This is a genomic window from Pseudomonas sp. CMR5c, from assembly GCF_003850545.1.
GTDB classification, from domain to species: domain Bacteria; phylum Pseudomonadota; class Gammaproteobacteria; order Pseudomonadales; family Pseudomonadaceae; genus Aquipseudomonas; species Aquipseudomonas piscis.
Map to the genome: position 1 here is coordinate 4,096,060 of NZ_CP027705.1, position 22,790 is coordinate 4,118,849.

A 22,790-nucleotide genomic window follows, 5' to 3' on the forward strand; every position below is an offset into this window, starting at 1 on the left:
TCATCGATCACCCGGCTTGCAAGGCTGACAATGCGACTGCTTTTCCCCTCCGTACTGCTCACCACCCTGTTGTTGGGCGCCACCAGTGCCCAGGCCGCTCCCGGACACGCCATGACCGTCTATGGCGAACCGGCCAAGTACTCCCAGGGTTTCAGCCACTTCGACTACGTCGACCCTCTGGCCCCCAAAGGCGGGACCCTGCGCCGCTCGGCCATCGAGATCGGCCGCTTCGACCATGTGCTGCCCTACATCGACAAGGGCATCGGCGTGTCCCAGCTGGATGGCCTGGTGTATGCCCCCCTGGCCCAGCGCTCCCTGGACGAACCCTATACCGTCTACGGCCTGGTGGCCGAGAAGATGGAGCGCGCCGAAGACGGCCTGTGGCTGCGTTTCTACCTCAACCCCAAGGCGCGCTTTGCCGACGACACCCCCATCACCGCCGAAGACGTGCGCTACAGCTACGACCTGCTGATGACCCAGGGCAGCATGCGTTATCGCACCCAGTTCGCCGATGTCAGCGGCGTCACCGTGGAGTCGCCACGGGTGATCCGCTTCGATTTCAAGAACAGCGAGAACCGCACCCTGCCCCTGGATATCGCGACCCTGCCGGTGTTCCCCGAACACTGGTGGAAGAGTCGCGACTTCGCCGGCGGTGGCGGCTATGAAGCGCCCCTGGGCAGCGGCCCCTACCGCGTGGGCAAGGTGGACTCGGGCAACAGTATCACCTTCATCCGCAACCCCGACTGGTGGGGCAAGGACCTGCCGGTCAGCCGTGGCCTGTACAACTTCGATCATTTCAGCGTCGAGTACTTCGGCGACATCGACGTTGCCCGCCAAGTGCTGCGCGGTGGGGCCTACGACTACAACCGCGAGTTCTCCGCCACCGGCTACTCCATCGGCTACGACAGCCCGGCCCTGAACGACGGGCGCCTGCAGAAGGCCCACCTGGCCCAGGCCGCACCGCAACCGGCCCAGGGCTATGTGTTCAACTTCGACCGCCCGGTGTTCCAGGACCGTCGCACCCGCCAGGCCCTGGCCATGCTCTGGGACTTCGAGTGGAGCAATCGGCAGATGATGCGCAACCTGTACATCCGCCAGCAGAGCTTCTTCTCCAACACCCCGCTGGCGGCCCGCAGCCTGCCGGACGCCGAGGAGTTGAAGATCCTGGAGCCATTGCGCGGGCAGATTCCCGACGAGGTCTTCACCCAGGTGTTCGAAGCGCCGAAGACCGACGGCAGCGGTGTGCTGCGCGATAAGCAATTGCAGGCCCTGGCCCTGCTGGAACAGGCAGGCTGGAAGCCTGAGGGCGACAAACTGGTCAATGCCCAAGGCGAGCCCCTGGCGTTCACCTTCCTGATCACCCAGGGCTCCATCGAGCGCCTGTTGCTGCCCTACAAGCGCAACCTGGCCCAGATCGGCATCACCCTGAACATCCGCCGCATCGATTCCGCGCAGTACGTCAATCGGCTGATGGCCCGCGACTACGACATGATCGTCACCGGCTACCCGGTGACCACCTCGCCCGGGCTGGAGCTGTACAACTACTTCGGTTCGGCCGCGGCCAACGACCCGGGTTCGAACAACCTCATGGTGCTCAAGAACCCGGCGGTGGACACCCTGGTCAACGGCCTGGTCAAGGCCACCAGCCAGCCGCAAATGCTGCGCTACGCCCATGCCCTGGACCGGGTGCTGCAATGGAACTACTACTGGATCGCCAACTACTACCCACCCGGCACCTCCACCGTCTGGTGGAACCGCTTTGGCAGGCCCAAGGTGCCGGCCAGCAACGACGAAGCCATCGAAACCTGGTGGGAAGTCAGCCCCACCCCACTGACCAATGACCAGATGGCCGCCGAACTCGCGCGCCGTGGCAAACCCGGAGGACGCCCCTGATGCCGGCCTACATCCTGCGGCGCTTGCTGCTGATCATCCCGACCCTGCTGATCATCCTTCTGGTGAACTTCGTCATCGTCCAGGCCGCTCCCGGCGGCCCGGTTGAGCAGGCCATCGCCCGCTTGCAGGGCATTGGCGGCGGTGGCGTCGGTGGCTCCGCCGACGCCATGACCAGTGGCGGTTCGCGCGCCAGCCGCGGCCTGGACCCCAAGCTGATCCAGGACATCGAGAAACAGTACGGTTTCGACAAGCCGGCCCATGAACGCCTGTGGCTGATGCTCAAGAACTACGCCCAACTGGACTTCGGCAAGAGTTTCTTTCGTGGCGCCACGGTCACCGACCTGATCCTGGAAAAGATGCCCGTGACCATTTCCCTGGGGCTGTGGGCGACCCTGATCACCTATCTGGTGTCGATCCCCTTGGGGATTCGCAAGGCGGTGCGCCATGGCAGCCACTTCGATGTCTGGAGCAGCACCGCGATCATCATCGGCTACGCCATGCCGGCCTTCCTGTTCGCCATGTTCCTGATCGTGCTGTTCGCCGGTGGCACCTCGCTGAACTGGTTCCCGGTACGCGGCCTGGTCTCGGACGACTTCGACCAGCTGAGCACCCTGGGCAAGATCGCCGACTACTTCTGGCACCTGGTGCTGCCGGTCAGCTCCCTGGTGATCGGCGGCTTCGCTACCCTGACCATCCTCACCAAGAACAGCTTCCTCAACGAAATCACCCGCCAGTACGTGGTCACCGCCCGGGCCAAGGGCCTGAGCGAACGCCGGGTGCTGTACGGCCATGTGTTTCGCAACGCCATGCTGCTGGTGGTCTCGGGCATTCCCCAGGCCTTCATCAGCGTGTTCTTCGCCGGCTCGTTGCTGATCGAGGTGATCTTCTCCCTCGATGGCCTGGGGCGCATGAGCTACGAGGCCGCGGTCTCCCGGGACTATCCGGTGGTGTTCGGCTCGCTGTTCATCTTCACCCTGTTCGGGCTCTTGATAAAACTCATCGGAGACCTGTGCTACACCCTGGTCGACCCGCGCATCGACTTCGCCGCGAGGAACGCCTGATGTTCAAGCTCTCCCCCCTGGCGCGCCGGCGCCTGGACCGTTTCAAGCAGAACCGCCGCGGCTGGTGGTCGCTGTGGCTGTTCATCGGCCTGTTCGTCCTGACCCTGGGCGGCGAGCTGATCGCCAACGACAAGCCGCTGGTGCTGAGCTACCAGGGCTCGCTGTACTTCCCGGTGTTCAAGCGCTACACCGAGCAGGAGTTCGGCGGCCAGCTGCCGTTCCAGGCCGACTACCGCAGCGACTACGTGCAGCAGCTGATCCGCAAGGACGGCGGCTGGCTGCTGTTCCCGCCCATCCCCTTCAGCGAAGACACGCCCAACTACGACCTGACCCGACCGGCCCCCAGCCCGCCCACGGCGACCAACTGGCTGGGCACCGACGACCAGGCCCGGGACGTCCTCGCGCGGGTGATCTACGGCGCCCGGGTGTCGATCCTGTTCGCCCTGGCCCTGACCGCCATCAGTGCCCTGGTCGGCATCGCTGCCGGCGCACTGCAGGGCTACTACGGCGGCTGGGTCGATCTCCTGGGCCAGCGCCTGCTGGAAGTCTGGTCGGGGCTGCCGGTGCTGTATCTCTTGATCATCCTGTCCGGTTTCGTCGAACCGAACTTCTGGTGGCTGCTGGGGATCATGGCGCTGTTCTCCTGGCTGGCCCTGGTGGACGTGGTGCGCGCCGAATTCCTGCGCGGGCGCAACCTGGAATACGTCAAGGCCGCCAGGGCCCTGGGCCTGAGCGATCGCAAGGTGATTCTGCGGCACATCCTGCCCAACGCCATGAACGCCACCCTGAGCTACCTGCCGTTCATCCTCACCGGCGCCATCTCGACCCTCACCGCCCTGGACTTCCTCGGTTTCGGCATGCCCGCCGGCAGCGCCTCCCTGGGCGAGTTGATCGGCCAGGGCAAGCAGAACCTGCAGGCGCCATGGCTGGGGCTGACGGCGTTCTTCGCCCTGGCGCTGATTCTCTCGCTGCTGGTGTTCATCGGCGAGGCGCTGCGCGATGCCTTTGATCCCCGATCTTGAAGCGGACTGTAGAAATGACTGAAAACCTGATCGAAATCCGCCAGCTCAGTGTGGCCTTCGGCGGCCGCCCGGCGGTCCGCGACCTGTGCCTGGACATCCGTCCCGGCGAGTGCCTGGCGCTGGTGGGCGAGTCCGGCTCGGGCAAATCGGTGACGGCCCACTCGATCCTGCAACTGCTGCCCCAGACCGGCTGCAGCAGTAGCGGCAGCGTGCGCTACCGCGGCCAGGAGCTGATCGGCGCCGACAGCACTACCCTGCAAAAGCTGCGGGGCAACCGCATCGCCATGATCTTCCAGGAACCCATGACCTCGCTGAACCCGCTGCACAGCATCGAGAAGCAGATCGGCGAAACCCTGCTGCTGCACCGCGGCCTGGGCGGCAAGGCGGCCCAGGCGCGCATCCTCGAACTGCTGGAGCTGGTGGGTATCCAGAAACCCCGTGAACGACTCAAGGCCTACCCGCACCAGTTGTCCGGCGGCCAGCGCCAACGGGTGATGATCGCCATGGCCCTGGCCTGTGAACCTGAGCTGCTGATCGCCGACGAACCCACCACCGCCCTGGACGTCACCGTGCAGCGCAAGATCCTGTTGTTGCTCAAATCCCTGCAGCAACGCTTGGGCATGTCGCTGCTGCTGATCAGCCACGACCTCAACCTGGTGCGGCGCATCGCCCAGCGCGTGTGCGTGATGAAGGCCGGGGAAATCGTCGAGCAGGCCGACTGCGACACCCTGTTCAACGCTCCGCAGCACCCCTATAGCTGCGAGCTGCTGCACGCCGAGCCCGAGGGCCTGCCACTGTGCCGCGACGCCCGCGACACCGTGCTCGAGGTGGACAACCTCTGCGTCGAGTTCCAGGTCGGCGGCGGCCTGCTGAGGCGCAAGCAGTACCTGCGGGCCGTGGACGGTATCAGCCTGCGCGTGCAGCAGGGCAAGACCCTGGGCATCGTCGGTGAATCCGGCTCGGGCAAGTCGACCCTGGGCCAGGCGATCCTGCGGCTGCTGGACTCCCAGGGCGGCATCCGCTTCCAGGGCCAGGCCCTGGACGGTCTCAACCAGAAACAACTGCGGCCCTGGCGCAAGCAGATGCAGGTGGTGTTCCAGGACCCCTTCGGCAGCCTCAGCCCACGCATGTCGGTGGCGCAGATCATCAGCGAAGGCCTGGAGGTGCATAGCCAGTACGATGCCCGCCAATGCGAGGAACAGGTGATCCGCGCCCTGGAGGAAGTAGGCCTCGACCCGGACAGCCGTCACCGCTACCCCCACGAGTTCTCCGGCGGCCAGCGCCAGCGCATCGCCATCGCCCGGGCCCTGGTGCTCAAGCCGGCGCTGATCCTGCTGGACGAACCCACTTCGGCCCTGGATCGCACCGTGCAGAAACAAGTGGTGACCCTGTTGCGCCAGCTCCAGGAGAAGTACGGCCTGACCTACTTGTTCATCAGCCACGACCTGGCGGTGGTCCGCGCCCTGGCCCACGACATGATCGTGATCAAGGACGGTCAGGTAGTGGAAAGCGGCGCCAGCCACCAGGTATTCGCAGCCCCGCAGCACCCCTACACCCGGGAACTGCTGGCCGCCGCCCAACCCGGCTGAACCTCCGGCGACCTGCGGCCCGCCCCGTTCGTGGCCGCTGCCGAGCCCGGGAGGCTGAGCCAAGGTCCGCAGGACCTTCCGGCAATCTCCAGCCACCCCTTCCCTGGTCGCGCCCGGGAGGGGATTGTCGGCATAATCGGCGCCGCCAGCCCCAGGACCCCAGCCCATGAACGACAGCGAAAACCTCAAGGACTACCAGCGTGTGCGCCAACTGGCGATCCGCTCGCTGTTCGAGATCATCGAGCAATCCAGCGAAGGCACGGTGATCGTCGACCGCGACGCCAATATCGTCTGGATGAACGAGCGCTATGCCCGGCGCTTCGGCCTGGAGTCGGCGGCGTTCGCCATCGGCAAGCCCTGCGAGAGCGTGATCCCCGGTAGCCTGCTGCGTGAAGTGGTGCGCACCGGCCGGCCTATCCTGCTGGACATGCAGGACACCCCCAAGGAACCGCTGGTGGTCATGCGCCTGCCGATCCACGACGCCGCGGGCCTGGTGATCGGCGCCATCGGTTTTGCCCTGTACGACGAGTTGCGCAGCCTCTCGCCGATGCTCAAGCGCTACCTGAGCATGCAGGAAGAACTGGCCTCCACCCGCTCGCTGCTGCGGGCCCGGCAGACCAAGTACAACTTCGCCCATTTCATCGGCACCAGCAGCGCCAGCCTGGAGGTCAAGCGTCGGGCCCGGCGCGGCGCCAGCACCGAATCGCCGGTGCTGCTGCAAGGCGAGACCGGCACCGGCAAGGAGTTGCTGGCCCAGGCCATCCACGCCGCCTCGCCACGGGCGCACAAACCCTTCGTCAGCATCAACAGCGCGGCGATTCCCGAAGCCCTGCTGGAAGCGGAGTTCTTCGGCACCGCCCCCGGCGCCTTCACCGGCGCCGACCGCAAGGGGCGCGCCGGCAAGCTACAGATCGCCCAGGGCGGCAGCCTGTTCCTCGACGAAATCGGCGACATGCCGTTGCCCCTGCAGAGCAAGCTGCTGCGGGTGCTGCAGGAAAAAGAGTTCGAGCCGGTGGGCTCCAACGAGGTGATCCACAGCGACGTGCGGATCATTGCCGCCACCTCCACCGACCTGGAGGCGGCGATCAAGCGCGGCGAGTTCCGCGCCGACCTGTATTACCGCCTCAATGTGTTGCCGATCCAGGTGCCGGCCCTGCGCGAGCGCCTGGACGACCTGCCGGCGCTGAGCGAAGGCATCCTGGAAGAACTGCGCAGCCAGCACGAGCTGACACCCGAGGCCCTGGCGCTGCTGGGCCAGCACGCCTGGCCGGGGAACATCCGCGAACTGCGCAACGTGTTGGAGCGGGCGGCCTTGCTCAGCGACGACTTGCTGCTCGGAGCCGGGGATATCCGCGCGGCCATCGGCAACTTCAGTGCGTTGCCGCGCGCGGTCCTCGCCGCGTCCACCGAGGCGTTGCCCCATGAAACCTTTGCCACGGCGCGCGAGCGTTTCGACCGTCAGTTGATCGAGGCGACCCTGGCGCAATGCGCCGGTAAAGTGGACCAGGCGGCCCGGCGCCTCGGCCTGGGCCGCTCGACGCTGTACAAGAAAATGGCAGCCCTGGGCATCGCCGAGTCCCAATAAAGAGACAAACATCTCAATATTGAGAAAAATCCATCATCTGCACCGATTACCGGCAATCGAGCCGCGACTATCTGCTACTGCATGCTTCTGCTGGAGCGAGACTTGCCCGCGATAACGCCCCGATGATCGAAAAAGTCTCAAAACAGAGACAAAATTCCTTATCGCCACTTAATAAATATAAAAACTCCTTATATTTCAATAGCTTGCAAAAATGGCACAAAACTCGCTATAGCCCCTCTCCACACGCAGTACCCACAACAAGAACAATCCTGGAGAGACACACCATGAGTGTGATCATTGCCCTGGCAGCCCTAGCGCTGCTGATGCTGGCCGCCTACCGAGGCTACAGCGTCATCCTCTTTGCCCCCATCGCCGCCCTCGGCGCCGTCCTGCTCACCGACCCATCCGCCGTAGCGCCTGCCTTCACCGGGGTGTTCATGGAAAAGATGGTGGGTTTCATCAAGCTGTATTTCCCGGTGTTCCTGCTGGGCGCGGTGTTTGGCAAGCTGATCGAGCTGTCGGGGTTCTCCCGCTCCATCGTCGCCGCCGCCATCCGCCTGCTGGGCACCCGCCAGGCGATGCTGGTGATCGTGCTGGTCTGCGCCCTGCTGACCTACGGCGGCGTGTCGTTGTTCGTGGTGGTGTTCGCGGTCTACCCGTTCGCCGCCGAGATGTTCCGCCAGAGCGACATCCCCAAGCGCCTGATCCCGGCGACCATCGCCCTGGGGGCGTTCTCCTTCACCATGGACGCCCTGCCCGGCACCCCGCAGATCCAGAACATCATCCCCAGCACCTTCTTCAACACCACCGCCTGGGCCGCGCCCTGGCTGGGGCTGATCGGCACCCTGTTCGTGTTCTGCGCCGGCATGCTGTTCCTCCAGCGCCAGCGCAGCAAGGCGCAAAAGGCCGGTGAAGGCTACGGCAGCGACCTGCGCAACGAACCGGAGACCGCCGCCGACCTCAAGCTGCCCAACCCCTGGGTGGCCCTGTCGCCGCTGTTGCTGGTAGGGGTCATGAACCTGCTGTTCACCCACTGGATCCCGCAGTGGTATGGCAAGACCCACAGCCTGGCCCTGCCGGGCATGGCGGCGCCGGTGACCACCGAGATCGCCAAGCTTACCGCCATCTGGGCGGTGCAGGCCGCCTTGCTGGTGGGCATCCTGATGGTGCTGGCATGTGGCTTCGGCGCCATTCGCAGCAAGCTCGCCGAAGGCAGCAAGAGCGCAGTCAGCGGCGCCTTGCTGGCGGCCATGAACACGGCCTCGGAGTATGGCTTCGGCGCAGTGATAGCTTCCCTGCCGGGGTTCCTGGTACTGGCCGACTGGCTCAAGAGCATCCCCAACCCGCTGGTCAACGAGGCCATCACCGTGACCCTGCTAGCCGGTATCACCGGCTCCGCCTCGGGCGGCATGAGCATCGCCCTGGCGGCCATGTCCGAGACCTTCATCAGCGCCGCCCACGCCGCCAACATTCCCCTGGAAGTGCTGCACCGGGTGGCCGCCATGGCCAGCGGCGGCATGGATACCCTGCCCCACAACGGCGCGGTGATCACCCTGCTGGCGGTCACCGGGCTGACCCACCGCGAGGCCTACAAGGACATTTTCTGCATTACCCTGATCAAGACCCTGGCGGTCTTCGTCGTCATCGCCACTTTCTACGCCACTGGCATCGTGTGAGGTATTCATGACCACTCTTTCTGGCAAGACCGCCCTGGTCACCGGCTCCACCAGCGGTATCGGCCTGGGCATCGCCCAGGTCCTGGCCCGGGCCGGGGCCAACCTGATTCTCAATGGCTTCGGCGACGCCTCCCAGGCTATCGCCGAGGTCCGGCAGCACGGCGTCAAGGTTGGCCACCACCCGGCGGACGTCAGCGATCCGGCGCAGATCGCCGAGATGTTCGCCTATGCCGAACGCGAATTCGGTGGCATCGACATCCTGGTGAACAACGCCGGCATCCAGCACGTGGCCACCGTCGAGGAGTTCCCGGTGGAGCGCTGGGACGCGATCATCGCCATCAACCTGTCGGCGGTGTTCCACAGCACCCGCCTGGGGCTGGCGGGTATGCGCGCCAAGGGCTGGGGGCGGATCGTCAACGTCGCCTCGGTGCACGGCCAGGTGGGGTCGGTGGGCAAGGCCGCCTATGTCGCGGCCAAGCACGGGGTGATCGGCCTGACCAAGGTGGTGGGCCTGGAGACCGCCACCAGCAACGTCACCTGCAACGCCATCTGCCCGGGCTGGGTGCTGACCCCGCTGGTGCAGAAGCAGATCGACGACCGCGCGGCCAGCGGCATCGACCCGCAACAGGCGCGCCACGACCTGCTGGCGGAAAAACAACCCTCCCTGGAGTTCGTCACCCCGGCGCAGCTGGGCGAGCTGGTGCTATTTTTGTGCAGTGATGCCGCAGCCCAGGTCCGCGGCGCGGCCTGGAACATCGATGGCGGCTGGCTGGCGCAATAACGGCAGCGGCAAGCTGTAAGCGGTGAGCCGCAAGCAACAGCAGATCAGAAGAACAACAAGAGAGCCCTTGCATGTCCGACATACTCTGGCAACCCAGCGCCGAGCGCATTGGCAAGACGCGCATCGACGCCTTCCGCCGCTTCGTGAACCAGCGCCACGGCCTGGACATCGGCGACTACCCCGGCCTGCATCAGTGGAGCATCGACCAGCGCGAAGCCTTCTGGCAGGCCATCGTCGACTTCTTCGAGGTCAGCTTCCACCAAGACGCTGAATGTGTGCTGCGCGAAGGGTCGCAAATGCCCAGCGCCCATTGGTTTCCCGGGGCCACCCTGAACTTCGCCGAACACCTGCTCAAGCGCCGCGACGACAGTGTGGCGGTGGTAGCGATCGCCGAAGACGGCCAGCGCCAGCAACTGACCTACACCGAGCTGGCGGCCCAGGTCGCCGGCCTGCAAGCCAGCCTGCGGGCCATCGGGGTCGGCCTGGGCGACCGGGTGGCGGCCTGCATGCCCAATACCTGGCAGACCCTGGTGGGCATGCTCGCCACCACCAGCCTGGGTGCGGTGTGGTCCAGTTGCTCGCCGGACTTCGGCACCCAGGGCGTGATCGACCGTTTCGGCCAGATCGAGCCCAAGGTGCTGATCACCTGTGCCGGCTACCGCTACGCCGGCAAGGATGTGGACCAGGGTGAAAAGATCGACCAGATCCTCCAGCGCCTGCCCTCCCTGGAACAACTGCTGATCGTGCCCGGCACCCGCCCCCAGGCCCGCGCCGAGGACTACCGGACCCAGGCCCGGGTCAGCCTCTGGCAGGACTTCTACCGGAGCGGCGGTGACCCCGTGTTCGTCGCGGTGCCCTTCGCCCACCCGCTGTATATCCTCTACTCCAGCGGCACCACCGGGGTGCCCAAGTGCATTGTCCATGGCACCGGCGGAGTGCTGTTGCAGCACCTCAAGGAACACGGTCTGCACGCCGACCTCGGCCCCGACCAGCGGCTGTTCTACTACACCACCTGCGGCTGGATGATGTGGAACTGGCTGGTCTCGACCCTGGCCACCGGCGCCAGCCTGGTGCTCTACGACGGCTCGCCGTTCCACCCCCATAACGAGCGCCTGGTCGACCTCATCGACAGCGAGGCGATCAACGCCTTCGGCACCAGCCCCAAGTACCTGGCCGCACTGGAGAAAGCCGGTAGCCGGCCACGCCTGAGCCACCGCCTCGACAGCCTCAAGACCCTGCTGTGCACTGGCTCGCCACTGTCGCCCCAGAGCTACGACTACGTGTATCGGCAGATCAAGGCCGACCTGTGCCTGGCCTCGATGTCCGGCGGCACCGATATCGTCGCCTGCTTCGTCGCCGGCAACCCGGTGCAAGCGGTGCGCCGTGGCGAGATGCAGGGCAAGGGCCTGGGCATGGCCATCGAAGTCTGGAACGACCAGGGCCAGCCGGTGCTCGGCGAGAAAGGCGAGCTGGTCTGCACCCGGCACTTTCCGAGCATTCCGGTGGGGTTGTGGAACGACCCGGACCAAAGCCGGCTGCGCGACTCCTACTTCAAGCTGTTTCCCGGGGTCTGGGCCCAGGGCGACTACGCCGAACAACTGGCCGATGGCGGCTGGCTGATCCACGGTCGTTCGGATGCGGTGCTCAACCCCGGCGGCGTGCGCATCGGCACTGCGGAGATCTACCGCCAGGTGGAGAAGCTCGAGCAAGTGCTGGAGAGCCTGGCCATCGGCCAAAGCTGGGAACAGGACGTGCGGGTGGTGCTGTTCGTGCGCCTGCAAGAGAGCGTGGTCCTGGACGACGTCCTGCGCGAGCGCATACGCCAGGTGATTCGCAGCAACACCACGCCACGTCATGTACCCGCCAGGATCCTTGCGGTGACCGACATCCCCCGGACCATCAGCGGCAAGATCGTCGAGCTCGCGGTGCGCAACGTGGTCCACGGCCTGCCGGTGAAGAATACCGACGCCCTGGCCAACCCCGAGGCCCTGGAACAGTTCCGCGACCGCGAGGAACTGCGCAGCTGATACACCCCGCCGGCCGCTCCTGCGGGCGCTGCGCGATACCCGGCGCTGGTCATCCAGCGCCAAAGCGGGTGAAAATGACCATGCCAGAACCGCCTACACTCCATCCGTTTGCATAGGCAGCACGACTTCACAGGCTGTCGGTCATTGCGCAATACCGCTGCACCCAGGACTCCCCCGATATGAATGGTTCCCACCACGGCAGCGAAGCCGCCACCCTGATTGCCCGCCTGGACTGGACGACCACGGCCCTGGGCGACTCCCGGCAATGGCCGCAGAGCCTGCGTACCGCGGTGGACATCGTGATCCATTCCCCCATGCCGATGCTGCTGCTCTGGGGCGACGAGCTGACGCAGATCTACAACGACGGTTTCGCCCTGCTGGCCGGCAACAAGCATCCCAAGGCCTTCGGCTTGCCAGCGCACCTGACCTGGCCAGAGCTGAAGGACTTCACCGACCCGATCTACCGCGCCGTGCTCAACGGCCAGGTACGCAGCTTCAGCGAGCAGCGCTTCAACCTGCAGCGCACCAACGGCACGGCCCATGACGTCTGGCTGGACCTGACCTACAGCCCGATCCGCAACGAACACGGGGCCGTGGCCGGGATCCTGGTCACCGCCATCGAGACCAACGAGCGCCGGCGCATCGCCCTGGAGCTCAAGCAGCGCTCCGACGACAGCCTGCGCGCCCAGCACGAGACCGAGGAACGCCTGCAACTGGCCCTGGCCGCCACCGACGCGGTGGGCACCTGGGACTGGGATATCGGCGAGGATCGCTTCATCGCCGATGCGCATTTCGCCCAACTGCACAGCGTCGATCCGCAACGCTCACGGCAACTGCCCATCAGCGAGTACCTCAAGGGCGTGCATCCCGAGGACCGGGGCATGGTGGCCCGCAGCATCAAGCACTGCATCACCCACGGCAGCGAATACGCCGAGGAATACCGCCTGCAACTGGCCGACGGCCAGGTACGCTGGGTCTTCGCCCGGGGCCGCTGCTACAAGGATCACCACGGTCGGCCGACGCGTTTTCTCGGCGCCGCCCTGGACCTCACCGAACGCAAGCAGATGGAACAGGCGCTGCGCCAGGGCCAGACCGAGCTGCAGTTGATCATCAACGCCATGCCGGCGCTGATCGGCTACGTCGACCACGAGGAACGCTTTCGCCTGAACAATAGCGCCTACCTGGACTGGTACGGCTTCACGCCCCAGGAGCTGTACGGCAAGACCATCCGCGAAGTGGTGGGCGAAGAGATCTACGCCACCCGCGCCGAGCAGATCGCCGCCGCCCTGGCGGGCAAACCGTGCAGCTTCGAGGCCGACTCGCCCCATCGCGACGGCCGAGCGCGCCACGCCTTGACCCGCTTCCTGCCCCGCCACGGCGCCGATGGGGCAGTCAACGGTTTCTATATCTTCGTCTACGACGAGACCGAGCGCCGGCAGACCGAGGAAGCCCTGCGCAACCTCAACGAAACCCTGGAAGAACGGGTCAATCGCCGTACCGAGGCCCTGGCCACGGCCAACCAGCGCCTGCAAAACGAGATGTTCGAGCGTGAGCGCGCCGAAGACGCCCTGCGCCACGCACAGAAGATGGAGGCCGTGGGCCAGCTCACCGGCGGCATCGCCCACGACTTCAACAACATGCTCACCGGCATCATCGGCAGCCTGGACCTGATGCAGCGCTACATCGACAACGGCCGCAGCAACGAGATCGGCCGCTTCACCGAGGCCGCCATGTCCTCGGCCAAGCGCGCCGCGTCCCTGACCCATCGCCTGCTGGCCTTCTCCCGTCGCCAGTCCCTGGATCGCCGGCCCCTGGACCCCAACCAGCTGGTGCGTTCGCTGCAGGACCTGTTCAACCACACCAAGGGCGAGCACATCGAGTTGCAGCTGCAACTGGCCGACGGCATCTGGCCGGTGAGCACCGACGCCAGCCAGCTGGAAAACGCCCTGCTCAACCTGGTGATCAACGCCCGCGACGCCATGCCCGGTGGCGGCCGGCTGCTGATCGAGACCGCCAACAGCTACCTGGACGGCAGCGACATCAGCACCCTGGAACCGGTCAAGGCCGGCGACTACGTCATGCTCGGCGTCAGTGACAACGGCGCGGGCATGAGCCCGCGGATCCTGGCCAAGGCCTTCGATCCGTTCTTCACCACCAAGCCCATAGGCCAGGGCACGGGCCTGGGCCTGTCGATGATCTATGGTTTCGCCCAGCAGTCCGGCGGCCACGTGACCATCAACAGCGAACCGGACCACGGCACCTGCGTGCGCCTGTACCTGCCGCGCCTGTATGCCGCGCCCCTGGAGCACGCCGAATCCGGGACCCTGGGCGAGCCGCCCCAGGCCATCGCCGGGGAATGCGTGGTGGTGGTCGAGGATGATCCGGCGGTGCGCATGCTGGTGCTCGATGTGCTGAGCGAACTGGGCTACCGCGCCTTCGAGGCCGAGGACGCCCGCAGTGCCCTGCCCTTCCTGGAGTCGCCCATGCGGGTCGACCTCTTGGTGACCGATGTCGGCCTGCCGGGGATGAACGGCCGGCAACTGGCGGAGATCGCCCGCCAGCATCGCCCGGGGCTCAAGGTGCTGTTCATGACCGGCTACGCGGAAAAGGCCGCCGAGCGCCAGGGTTTCCTGGAGCCGGGCATGGACTTGATGGCCAAGCCGTTTTCCATCGAGGAACTGGCGCAGAAGATTCGTCAGATGATCGGTCGCGAAGATGGAATTCAGGCATAATCCGCGGCCGCCGTATTCCCGCTACAAGGTCACCCGCCCATGAAAGCCCAAGCCCGCCATATCCTGGTGAAAACCGCCGAAGAAGCCGAACAGCTCAAGCAGCGCATCGCCAAGGGCGAAGCCTTCGACGTGCTGGCCAAGAAATACTCCATCTGCCCCTCCGGCAAGCGCGGCGGCGACCTGGGCGAAGTGCGCCCGGGACAGATGGTCGGCGCCATCGACCAGGTGATTTTCAAGAAACCCCTGCGCACCGTGCACGGCCCGATCAAGAGCAAGTTCGGCTACCACCTGGTGCAAGTGTTCTTCCGCGACTGACCGGTAGCCGCTGCCGAACCCGCGAGACTGGGCCAAGGCCCGTACGCCGCCTGCAGCAGCGGCTACACCGAGTGGCGAGGGATCAGGGCACCTGGATGCTGGATCACCCGTGACGCCAGGCGATGCCCGGCTTCGGCTGCTGACACCGGCTCCTGGCCCGACAAACGCGCGGCCAGGTAGGCGGCGCTGAACGAATCCCCCGCCGCCGTGGTATCCACCACCTTTTCCACCCGCTGCGCCGCTAGCTGGTACAGACCCTCGCCACAACGCACCCAGCACGGCTGGGCGCCGCACTTGACCACCACTTCGGCCTGCCCCGGATAGGCCGCCAGCACCGCTTCAGCATCGGCATGGCCGAACAGCGCCTGTTCGTCATCCAGGGTCAGCAGCGCCAGGTCGACCTGCTCCAGCACCTGCTGGTAGGTCTTCCGCGTCTGTTCCACGGATGCCCAGAGCCTGGGCCGGTAGTTGTTGTCGAACACCACCCGGGCCCCGCGCCGGCGGGCCTCGGGCAACAGCTCCAGCAGCCGGGCACGACCTGCCTCGCCCAGCACCGCCAGGGTGATGCCGCTGAAATACAGCACGTCGTAATCGCGCAACTGCTCCAGGATCGCCCCGGCCGCCGGAGTGGTGAAGCAATCACGCACCGCCGCCTCGTTGCGCCAGTACAAAAAGCGCCGCTCGCCACGCTCATCGGTCTGGATGCAATACAACCCCGGCAAGCGCCCGGGCAGGCGCTGGACCTTGTCCAGGCCGATCCCCTCGGCGGCCCAGGCCTGGCACATGGCTTCGCTGAAACTGTCGTCGCCCAGGGCGGTGACGTAATCGACCCGGGCGCCTTCGCCCAGCTCGCGGGCCAGGTACACCGCAGTGTTCAAGGTGTCGCCGCCGAAGCTCTGTTGCAGGCTGCCGTCGGCGCGGTGTTGCAGTTCGATCATGCATTCGCCGATCAAGGCGATGCGCGGGTTGGCGGTGTTCATGATGAAGGCATCTCTGGCGAGTACTTGTGTTGTCGGGGAGGACATCATCACCTGCGCAGCAGGTGCCAGAATCAGAAACAGGTCTCGAGGTTTTCCAAGACCCGCAACTGCTCGTCCACCAACAACCCGGTGCGCCACTTGTCGAACGTCAGGCATGGGTGGGACGTGCCGAAGGAGAGGATGTCCCCCACCCGCAGCTGTACCCCAGGGGCGACGGTGAGGAACGCATGCTGGTCCATGACCGCGGTGACCTTGCAGCCACTGACGTCATCCCCGGCGCCCGCCTCGGCCCCGGCCCGGTAGCGTCGCAACGGCAGCGGCAGGCCGGCGTCATAGGCCACGTCGCGCTTGCCCAGGGCCACCACCGCGAAGCCCGGCTCCGGCAGCGACTGCACATGGGCCCAGACCTCCATCGCCGGGCGCAGGCCTTCGTCCAGGTCGCTGCGCCGGTCCAGCACGCAGCACTGGGCCTCTTTGTAGATCCCATGGTCATGGGCCACATAGCTGCCAGGGCGCAGCACGCTGAGGAACCGGCCCTTGGCGTTATGGGTCTCGAAAGACTCGGCGATCAGGTCGTACCAGGCCGAACCCGAAGCGGTGATGATCGGCTGCTCGATGGCGAACAGGCCGTCGTCTTGCAGGTCCACTGCCAGGCGCACCAGGGAGTCGGCGAACCGGCGAATGCCCGCCACCGCCTGGTCGCCATGGATCACCCCCTCGTAGCCTTCGATCCCGCACAGGGCCAGCGCCGGCTGGGCCTTGATCGCCCGAGCCAGTTCCACGACCTCCTGCTCGCTGCGGCAGCCGCAGCGCCCGCCCACCACGCCGTACTCGATCATCACCTTGAGGGTGACGCCGCGCTGGACGAAAAACGCCCCCAGGTCGGCCACGTTGTCCGGGTGATCGACCATACAGTAGAAGTCGAAATCCCCAGCGGCCAGCAACTCGGCCACCAGCGCCATGTTCGGCGCACCCACCAGTTGGTTGGCCATCAACACCCGGCGCACGCCATGGGCATAGGCCGCCCGCGCCTGCACGGCGGTGGCCAGGGTGATGCCCCAGGCGCCGGCGTCCAGCTGTCGCTGGAACAGCCCCGGCATCATGCTGGTCTTGCCATGGGGGGCCAGCTCGGCGCCGCTGGCGCTGACGAATGCCTGCATCCAGCGGATGTTGTGTTCCAGGGCCTCACGATGCAGGACCAGGGCCGGCAGGCTGACGTCCTTGAGCAAGCTGGCGCCAGTGGCGGCCGTGCCCTTTTGCACCAGCGGCAGATTCGAAACAGAAGACATGTGGCTACTCCTTGGCAAAGCGGCCAGCGACGGCCGCGGGGTACACGTTAGTCGTTGATCCGCCGGGCCAGGCGATCGGCGCTGTCGAGCAGCACCTGGCGATAGTGGCGATAGTTGGCCTGTGCATCGGCCCGGGGCGCGACGATGCACAGGGTACAGACACACACCCCGTGTTCGTCGCGCACCGGCGCGGCAAAACAATGGGTGAAGGTGTCGGCGACGCTGTCGAAAGAGAAGAAACCTTCCTCGCTGGCCTGGCGGATTTCCCCAAGGAAGCGCGCCAGCGGCAGGCGTTCGCCGCCAGGCAGGATGAAATCGCCCTCGTCGATCAACTCGACGATCTGCTCATCGCTCAAGTGCCCCAGCAGCAAGCGCCCGGACGCGGTCCAGGGAATGGGCGCGTTCTCGCCGATGTCCGAGGAAATGCGAAAGTGCCGCTCGCCCTCCTTCATCAGCGCCACCGTGTACTTGCGCCCATTGAGCAGGCACATCTGCGCGGTTTCGCCGGTCTGGGCGACGATGTCCTGCAGGGCCTGGTCGGCTTCGCGGCTCAGGTCGAAATGCCGCAAGTGCGCCTGGCCGAGAAAGTACAGCTGGCGCCCCAGGTACACATGCCCGTCGCGCCCCACCGGCTCCAGGATGCGCCGCTCCAGCAGGGATTCCACCAGCTCGTAGACCGTGGACTTGGGGCTGCCCACGCCCTTGGCGATATCGTTGGGGCGCAGCGGCTGGCCGACCTCCTTGAGGAAATCGAGGATATCGAACGCCCGGTCCAGGCCCCTGGCCCGGCGCTTGATGTTGTCTTCGCTCATCTTCGTACCATTCCCCAAAGCACTCCCATTCACGCCTCGACTTGCCGCTTGCAGCTAGCCGCTTACCGCTTACCGCTTACCGCTGCTTGTAAGCCACGCAATCGATCTCGACCTTGCAGTCCACCATCATGCTAGCCTGCACACAGGCCCGGGCCGGCGCATGCTCGGGCTTGAAGTACTCGCCGAAGACCTTGTTGAAACTCCAGAAATCCCGCGGGTCCTCCAGCCACACGCCAACCCGCACCACATCCTCCAGGCCATAACCGGCCTCCTCGAGAATCGCCACCAGGTTGCGCATGGTTTGATGGGTCTGCTCGACGATCCCGCCATGGATGATCTCGCCATCCAGCGCCGGCACTTGGCCGGACACATGCAACCAGCCATCGGCCTCCACGGCGCGGGCGAAAGGACGCGGCTGGCCACCGCCTGCGGTGCTACCGGTGCCGTAACGGGTAATGCTCATGGGGTTTCTCCTGGTTGAAGGTGGCCATCCACGACCACGCCTGAGAGCTCCGAAGCCCATCGCAGCAGCGACGGGCTTCGAACAGTATTTCCGCTATAACGGAATTTAAATCGTAATAACGGAATATTTCCGAAGTCTGCCACACAAACTAACGGCGACAACAGAGAAAAATCGAACGCGCCCTCTCAGCCCCTGTAGCCGCTGTCGAGCCCGAGCGAGGCTGCGACAAGGGCCGCAGGACCTGCGGCGGATTGACGATCCCAGCGACCGCTGCGCACCCGTGCGCAGCCTGCGGCAGCGGCTACACAAGGCGATGCCAGGGCTTTCGCTCTGCTTAGATTTGCTTTGGCTGCTGATCCTGAAGACCCCGTTGACCACGATGGCCGAACGCAGGCATTGAACCGTGGCTGACCCGGCAGGACGCCGGGTCAGCCGCATTGGGCCATGGATCGATGCCGGAGAGAGAGCATGTCGAGCCTAGGCGAGGCACCGAGTGGAGGGGCAAGCACGGCAAGCAGTTCGGCAAGGGGCTGCTTGTCGACGACGAACTCGCTGGCACCTGTCAAAGGCGCTCCCGCCTCGTGCTTCAGGTTCTGATCTTGGCTCATGCTGGATACCCGACTTTCAACGCAAACAGGCAATCGCCCTGGCGGCTAACGCGTCTCGGGCGTTGGCGGCCGCCGATGACTGCAAGGGCAACGCTCAGAACGAACAGGCCAGAGGGGGCGACAATGTAGCGGCCGCCTAGCTGAACGGTAAATCCGCAAACCATCGCGCCCCAAGCGCCCATCGCTTTTACGCCTTGAAGGTCAACACCGGCGAAAACCGCGCAATCACCGAGACCGTCTCCTCCTCCACCTGGGAACGAATCACCTGCCCGATCTCCTTGTACGCCCCCGGCGCCTCCTCGATCATTCGCTCCTCCTTGGTGGTGATGCACTCCACCCCCTGTAACCCCAGGAACGCCTTGTCCCGCTTGGCCCGCACTATCACGTCGCCGCGCGACATCGAACGCCCGGCGCCGTGGCTGGCCGAACGTACCCAGCGTTCGTTGCCCAGGCCGGTCAACAGGTAGGAATCGTGGCCCATGCTCCCGGGAATCAGCAACGGCTGCCCGGCATAGGCCGGGGTCGCGCCCTTGCGGTGCACGTTGCCCACCTCCTCACGCAACACGATGTTGTGCGGCACATCGACGATCAGCGGCGCCTCGATCCCCGCGCCGAACACCTGCCGGGTGCGCTGGCGCACCATCTCGGCGATCAGCGCGCGGTTGGCATCGGCATAGTGCGCGGCGCTGTGCATCGCCAGCAGGTACTCGTCGGCCATCGCGCCGAACAGGGCGAAGATCTTCGATTGCGGATGCTTCAGCCCCGCCGGCCACAAGGCCTTGGCCTTGTCCATCCAGCGCCGGCCGACATAGAACCCGACATCCCGCGAGCCGGTGTGGATCATCATCACCACCTGCCCCACCGCCAGGCCGTGGGTAAAGCAGGCCTGGCGATCCACCAGCTCGGTAACCACCTGGATCTCGACGAAGTGATTGCCGCCGCCCAGGGAGCCCAGGCCCGGATCACGAAGAACCTGCCGCGACCGGTCCTGCAAGGCTTCCGGGCCATAGGCGGCGCGACCTCGGGCAAAGGACGAGCCATGCAGGCCGGCCAGCTCACGCTGCAACTGGGCGAAATCCGCTCCGGCGAACAAGCCCACCGGAGCCTGCTGCCGGACCTGGGCCCAGAAATCTCCCAGGCCCGCCTCGAACAACGCGCTCATGGCTTGCGGGCTGGTGGGAATGTTGCGCGTGCCTTCCAGCAGGTCGCCACGCACCAGGGCGGTCCACTTGGCCTTCTGCGCCATGAACTGCTCATAGTCCAGGCCCAGCTTGTGCAGGCGCATGCCGCAATTGATATCGGTGCCGATGGCCTGGGGCACCACCAGGTCGTGGCTGGTGACGATCACGCTGCCCACCGGAATCGAGCTGCCGGTGTGGAAGTCCGGCGTGGCGCAAGCGCACTTCACCTCGCCGCCATGGGGGTGGGCGACGCGAGCGAAATCCATGAGCTGGGTGATGGCCTTCTCTTCGATGGCAAAACCTTCGGGCAGCAGCAAATCAGCCTTGAGCCCGGCGTCATTGATCGAGGAGATGGAAAGGGAATTGGAATTCAGGCGTTCGATGGCCACCCCGGAACGGGCGAGCTTGTGCTGAATTCTCTTGAACGGTACTTGGGTCATATTCGACTGCTTTTCTTGGACGCAACAAAACAACCACCCTTTTGGTGGCTGGAATTGTCTGGTCAGCAGCGAAACTTAGACGGCGCATATAGTGATGAGCCCGAGGCTTCATGTAAATACCCGCCGGCGATTTTTTTGTCGCCCAGCCCCGAACTGGTCCTACCAACGCTTGGCCTGGAAAGCACTCAGCCCCGGCGTCGCGGGCTCCATGGCCAGTTTGCTGCAGTCGTCGGTCACGTCCCGGGTCACCTTGGCTTCCTCCAGCGAACAGGCCTTGCCGACCGCGTCGGTGGTCTCTTTCTGCCAGGTGGCGAATACATCGACCGCACTGGAGGTTTCCTTGAAGATCGCCTCGTCGAGCTTCTTGAAGACCACGTCGGAGCAGTAGGTGTAGATATTCTTGAGGGCCGTGGTGTTGTATTTTTCCTGGCGGAAACGGTACTGCTTCAAGGTATTGCCGACCTTGCAATCACGCTCCCGTTTCAAGCGGTACAGGCTCAACTGCGGGTCCTGCCGCAACCTATCGGGCCAGATAGCCTGGTCCCAATCATTTCTCACCGAATAGGCGGCCGTCAGCGCAAGGTCGTGGACCACCGTGACATCCCGGAGCTTCTCGATGGTGTTGCGGAAGGTTTCCTTGCTATCCAGGCCGGCCGGCACCACCACCCGCCCCAGATAGTCCCGGGCGTCGGGGAAGATCTCATTGGTCTTCAGGAACACCGCGTCGTAACTGCGCTTGCGCTCATTGACCATTTCAGTGGTGAAGCCCCAACTCAACGCGGACCCCAGCATGCTGCCCTGCAGCAGGCGCGCTCGATGGGCCTGCTTGTACTTGAGATAGACGCCGATGTTCTCGGCATGGCGCAACTCGCGCTTTTGCTGGTCATCCTGGATCCGGGAGACCGTGAAGGATGCGAAGAAGGAAAAGGCCCCGGCAATCAGCGTACCCACCGCGACCGGCCCCAGCAGGTACTTGAACAACTGGTCCCGGTATCGCTCCTTCCTGACTGGAAAAGAGCGCAGCGCAGCCTCCTTTATGGAGTCCAGGGCAATCTGTTCGACGGCGCGATTGACATAGCGCTCGAGTTTTTCGTCGCCGACCGGCTCATTTGCAGACCCCTCGCCCATTGAACACCTTCCTTGGCAGGAGCAACCCCGCCAGCGACCATCCTGATCGGCTTGCAGCCTCTGGCCATGGGTTCACAAGCGCCTGGCCAGGGATCGATGGCGATGCGCCACCTCATGTTCTGAAGCCTAGACCAAGCACCGGGACATGCAGGCACCTCGCAGCCGCGATGTAACATGCAGCGAGCTGCGCTGATGCACCTCAACCTCCATTTATTCCAGCAAGGATTGCCCATGCCCCGCGCCATCACCCTGCTTACCGAAGACTTCGCCGACTGGGAAACCTCCCTGATCAACGCCACTGCCCGGGCCTACTACGGTTTCGACTGCCGCTACGCCAGCCCCGGCGGCACGCTCGTCACATCCATGGGCGGCTTGCGAGTGACGCCCGACCTGGCACTGGAGGACATCGACCTGGAGCAACTCGACCTCTTGATGATCTGCGGCGCAACCTTCTGGCAGAGCGGCCAGCCCCTGGAGATCGGTGCCCTGCTGCGTGACGCCCAGGCACGCGGCATCGTGCTCGCAGGAATCTGCGACGGCACCCGGGTCCTGGCCCAGGCCGGGGTTCTCGATCGCCTGCAGCACACCTCGAATTCGGCGGCCAACCTGCTCTCGGTGAACTACGGCGGCGCCGCGCATTACCAGGATGTAGCCCACGCCGTGGCCGACCAGCGCGTGATCACCGCGCCGGGCAGCGCCCCGGTGAGCTTCATGGAACAGATCCTGCGTACCTTGGGTATCGACGATCAGAACCTGCAGGACTACATCGCCCTGCACGCTGCGCAACACCGCCGGCAAGGCTAGTCGGCCAGCGGGTTATCCACCGCCAGCACCGCTTCGTAGTGCCCGCTGTCAGGCGCGAAGGAGACAAAGTCCTCGAGGCCGGGCTTTTGCAACCACAACCGCCCGCAGCGGCTGCACTCGTAGGCCGTGGAGGTGCAGGCCAGGTAGACGCTGGACAAGCGATCCTCGAAATACTCGGTGGGCTGGGGCCGCCAAGGGCCCTTGGCGTACTCCCGGTCCAGCAGTTCGTCGACCTTGCCGGCGCTGGCGGCGACCAGCAGGTCGTTGGCCAACTGCGCCGCCCCGGTGAAGAACTCCTGCTCCTGCCCATCGGGCAAGATCGCCGCCTTGTAAGGCAGGTCGTCAGTTTGGTCGACGATGACATGTCCGCAGCGGCAGGCCAGTTTGCTCACAGGGGTTAACCT

General features: G+C 65.2%; 18 protein-coding genes. 11 read left to right on the forward strand and 7 right to left on the reverse strand.

Annotation, left to right across the window (positions count from 1 at the left end):
* Nucleotides 1-30 precede the first annotated feature (30 nt).
* The 10 genes from C4K40_RS18855 (at nt 31) to C4K40_RS18900 (ending at nt 14,681) form a co-directional block, all read left to right on the forward strand.
* Nucleotides 31-1,893 (forward strand): extracellular solute-binding protein, encoded by a 1,863-nt coding sequence (locus tag C4K40_RS18855; RefSeq protein ID WP_053131026.1) that lies wholly within the window; start codon nt 31-33, stop codon nt 1,891-1,893.
* A complete protein-coding gene (locus C4K40_RS18860) occupies nt 1,893-2,954 on the forward strand; it encodes a microcin C ABC transporter permease YejB (RefSeq protein WP_022639340.1) in 1,062 nt (353 codons plus the stop codon). The genes C4K40_RS18855 and C4K40_RS18860 overlap by 1 nt, the downstream gene beginning before the upstream one ends.
* Complete coding sequence (locus C4K40_RS18865) at nt 2,954-3,976, forward strand: ABC transporter permease (RefSeq protein WP_053131029.1); 1,023 nt, start codon at nt 2,954-2,956, stop codon at nt 3,974-3,976. The genes C4K40_RS18860 and C4K40_RS18865 overlap by 1 nt, the downstream gene beginning before the upstream one ends.
* Nucleotides 3,977-3,990: 14 nt before the next feature.
* Nucleotides 3,991-5,565, forward strand: coding sequence for an ABC transporter ATP-binding protein (locus tag C4K40_RS18870; protein ID WP_053131032.1), 1,575 nt, complete (start codon nt 3,991-3,993; stop codon nt 5,563-5,565).
* A 166-nt stretch (nt 5,566-5,731) separates the two neighbouring features.
* Nucleotides 5,732-7,150 carry a sigma-54-dependent Fis family transcriptional regulator gene (locus tag C4K40_RS18875; RefSeq protein ID WP_053131036.1) on the forward strand — a complete coding sequence of 473 codons (1,419 nt, stop codon included), beginning with the start codon at nt 5,732-5,734 and terminating at the stop codon, nt 7,148-7,150.
* Nucleotides 7,151-7,434: 284 nt separating this feature from the next.
* On the forward strand, nt 7,435-8,826 hold the full coding sequence (locus C4K40_RS18880; protein WP_022639344.1) for a GntP family permease: 1,392 nt from the start codon (nt 7,435-7,437) through the stop codon (nt 8,824-8,826).
* A gap of 7 nt (nt 8,827-8,833) precedes the next feature.
* Nucleotides 8,834-9,607, forward strand: coding sequence for a 3-hydroxybutyrate dehydrogenase (gene hbdH / locus C4K40_RS18885; RefSeq protein WP_022639345.1), 774 nt, complete (start codon nt 8,834-8,836; stop codon nt 9,605-9,607).
* Between the two features lie 71 nt (nt 9,608-9,678).
* A complete protein-coding gene (locus C4K40_RS18890; RefSeq protein ID WP_053131038.1) occupies nt 9,679-11,634 on the forward strand; it encodes an acetoacetate--CoA ligase in 1,956 nt (651 codons plus the stop codon).
* 179 nt (nt 11,635-11,813) lie between these two features.
* Complete coding sequence (locus tag C4K40_RS18895) at nt 11,814-14,366, forward strand: PAS domain-containing sensor histidine kinase (protein WP_053131040.1); 2,553 nt, start codon at nt 11,814-11,816, stop codon at nt 14,364-14,366.
* Between the two features lie 39 nt (nt 14,367-14,405).
* Nucleotides 14,406-14,681, forward strand: coding sequence for a peptidylprolyl isomerase (locus C4K40_RS18900; protein ID WP_053131042.1), 276 nt, complete (start codon nt 14,406-14,408; stop codon nt 14,679-14,681).
* A gap of 62 nt (nt 14,682-14,743) precedes the next feature.
* Here the strand turns inward: C4K40_RS18900 and C4K40_RS18905 are convergent, their stop codons facing one another.
* The 6 genes from C4K40_RS18905 to C4K40_RS18930 form a co-directional block, all read right to left on the reverse strand.
* Nucleotides 14,744-15,661 carry a sugar kinase gene (locus tag C4K40_RS18905; protein ID WP_053131044.1) on the reverse strand — a complete coding sequence of 306 codons (918 nt, stop codon included), beginning with the start codon at nt 15,659-15,661 and terminating at the stop codon, nt 14,744-14,746.
* 71 nt (nt 15,662-15,732) lie between these two features.
* On the reverse strand, nt 15,733-16,950 hold the full coding sequence (locus C4K40_RS18910; protein ID WP_053131046.1) for an amino acid deaminase: 1,218 nt from the start codon (nt 16,948-16,950) through the stop codon (nt 15,733-15,735).
* Between the two features lie 47 nt (nt 16,951-16,997).
* Nucleotides 16,998-17,762, reverse strand: coding sequence for an IclR family transcriptional regulator (locus tag C4K40_RS18915; protein WP_022639350.1), 765 nt, complete (start codon nt 17,760-17,762; stop codon nt 16,998-17,000).
* Nucleotides 17,763-17,838: 76 nt separating this feature from the next.
* Complete coding sequence (locus tag C4K40_RS18920) at nt 17,839-18,225, reverse strand: RidA family protein (protein WP_022639351.1); 387 nt, start codon at nt 18,223-18,225, stop codon at nt 17,839-17,841.
* A 795-nt stretch (nt 18,226-19,020) separates the two neighbouring features.
* On the reverse strand, nt 19,021-20,454 hold the full coding sequence (locus tag C4K40_RS18925) for an RtcB family protein (protein ID WP_053131051.1): 1,434 nt from the start codon (nt 20,452-20,454) through the stop codon (nt 19,021-19,023).
* Nucleotides 20,455-20,613: 159 nt separating this feature from the next.
* Nucleotides 20,614-21,582 carry a hypothetical protein gene (locus tag C4K40_RS18930; protein ID WP_053131053.1) on the reverse strand — a complete coding sequence of 323 codons (969 nt, stop codon included), beginning with the start codon at nt 21,580-21,582 and terminating at the stop codon, nt 20,614-20,616.
* A gap of 231 nt (nt 21,583-21,813) precedes the next feature.
* Here C4K40_RS18930 and C4K40_RS18935 point away from each other — a divergent pair, with 231 nt between their 5' ends.
* Complete coding sequence (locus C4K40_RS18935) at nt 21,814-22,386, forward strand: type 1 glutamine amidotransferase family protein (RefSeq protein WP_022639354.1); 573 nt, start codon at nt 21,814-21,816, stop codon at nt 22,384-22,386.
* On the opposite strand, the gene C4K40_RS18940 is transcribed toward C4K40_RS18935, so the two are convergent.
* Nucleotides 22,383-22,778 (reverse strand): hypothetical protein, encoded by a 396-nt coding sequence (locus tag C4K40_RS18940; protein ID WP_022639355.1) that lies wholly within the window; start codon nt 22,776-22,778, stop codon nt 22,383-22,385. The genes C4K40_RS18935 and C4K40_RS18940 overlap by 4 nt on opposite strands.
* Nucleotides 22,779-22,790: the final 12 nt, after the last annotated feature.

Excerpts from the sequence above, each read along its gene's own strand:
- C4K40_RS18875 (WP_053131036.1), top strand. The coding sequence starts at position 5,732 with ATGAACGACAGCGAAAACCTCAAGGACTACCAGCGTGTGCGCCAACTG.
- C4K40_RS18895 (WP_053131040.1), top strand. The coding sequence starts at position 11,814 with ATGAATGGTTCCCACCACGGCAGCGAAGCCGCCACCCTGATTGCCCGC.
- C4K40_RS18905 (WP_053131044.1), bottom strand. The coding sequence starts at position 15,661 with ATGAACACCGCCAACCCGCGCATCGCCTTGATCGGCGAATGCATGATC.
- C4K40_RS18935 (WP_022639354.1), top strand. The coding sequence starts at position 21,814 with ATGCCCCGCGCCATCACCCTGCTTACCGAAGACTTCGCCGACTGGGAA.
- C4K40_RS18865 (WP_053131029.1), top strand. The coding sequence starts at position 2,954 with ATGTTCAAGCTCTCCCCCCTGGCGCGCCGGCGCCTGGACCGTTTCAAG.
- C4K40_RS18900 (WP_053131042.1), top strand. The coding sequence starts at position 14,406 with ATGAAAGCCCAAGCCCGCCATATCCTGGTGAAAACCGCCGAAGAAGCC.
- C4K40_RS18910 (WP_053131046.1), bottom strand. The coding sequence starts at position 16,950 with ATGTCTTCTGTTTCGAATCTGCCGCTGGTGCAAAAGGGCACGGCCGCC.
- C4K40_RS18890 (WP_053131038.1), top strand. The coding sequence starts at position 9,679 with ATGTCCGACATACTCTGGCAACCCAGCGCCGAGCGCATTGGCAAGACG.
- C4K40_RS18925 (WP_053131051.1), bottom strand. The coding sequence starts at position 20,454 with ATGACCCAAGTACCGTTCAAGAGAATTCAGCACAAGCTCGCCCGTTCC.
- C4K40_RS18870 (WP_053131032.1), top strand. The coding sequence starts at position 3,991 with ATGACTGAAAACCTGATCGAAATCCGCCAGCTCAGTGTGGCCTTCGGC.
- C4K40_RS18855 (WP_053131026.1), top strand. The coding sequence starts at position 31 with ATGCGACTGCTTTTCCCCTCCGTACTGCTCACCACCCTGTTGTTGGGC.
- C4K40_RS18880 (WP_022639344.1), top strand. The coding sequence starts at position 7,435 with ATGAGTGTGATCATTGCCCTGGCAGCCCTAGCGCTGCTGATGCTGGCC.
- C4K40_RS18860 (WP_022639340.1), top strand. The coding sequence starts at position 1,893 with ATGCCGGCCTACATCCTGCGGCGCTTGCTGCTGATCATCCCGACCCTG.
- C4K40_RS18920 (WP_022639351.1), bottom strand. The coding sequence starts at position 18,225 with ATGAGCATTACCCGTTACGGCACCGGTAGCACCGCAGGCGGTGGCCAG.
- C4K40_RS18930 (WP_053131053.1), bottom strand. The coding sequence starts at position 21,582 with ATGGGCGAGGGGTCTGCAAATGAGCCGGTCGGCGACGAAAAACTCGAG.
- C4K40_RS18915 (WP_022639350.1), bottom strand. The coding sequence starts at position 17,762 with ATGAGCGAAGACAACATCAAGCGCCGGGCCAGGGGCCTGGACCGGGCG.
- hbdH (WP_022639345.1), top strand. The coding sequence starts at position 8,834 with ATGACCACTCTTTCTGGCAAGACCGCCCTGGTCACCGGCTCCACCAGC.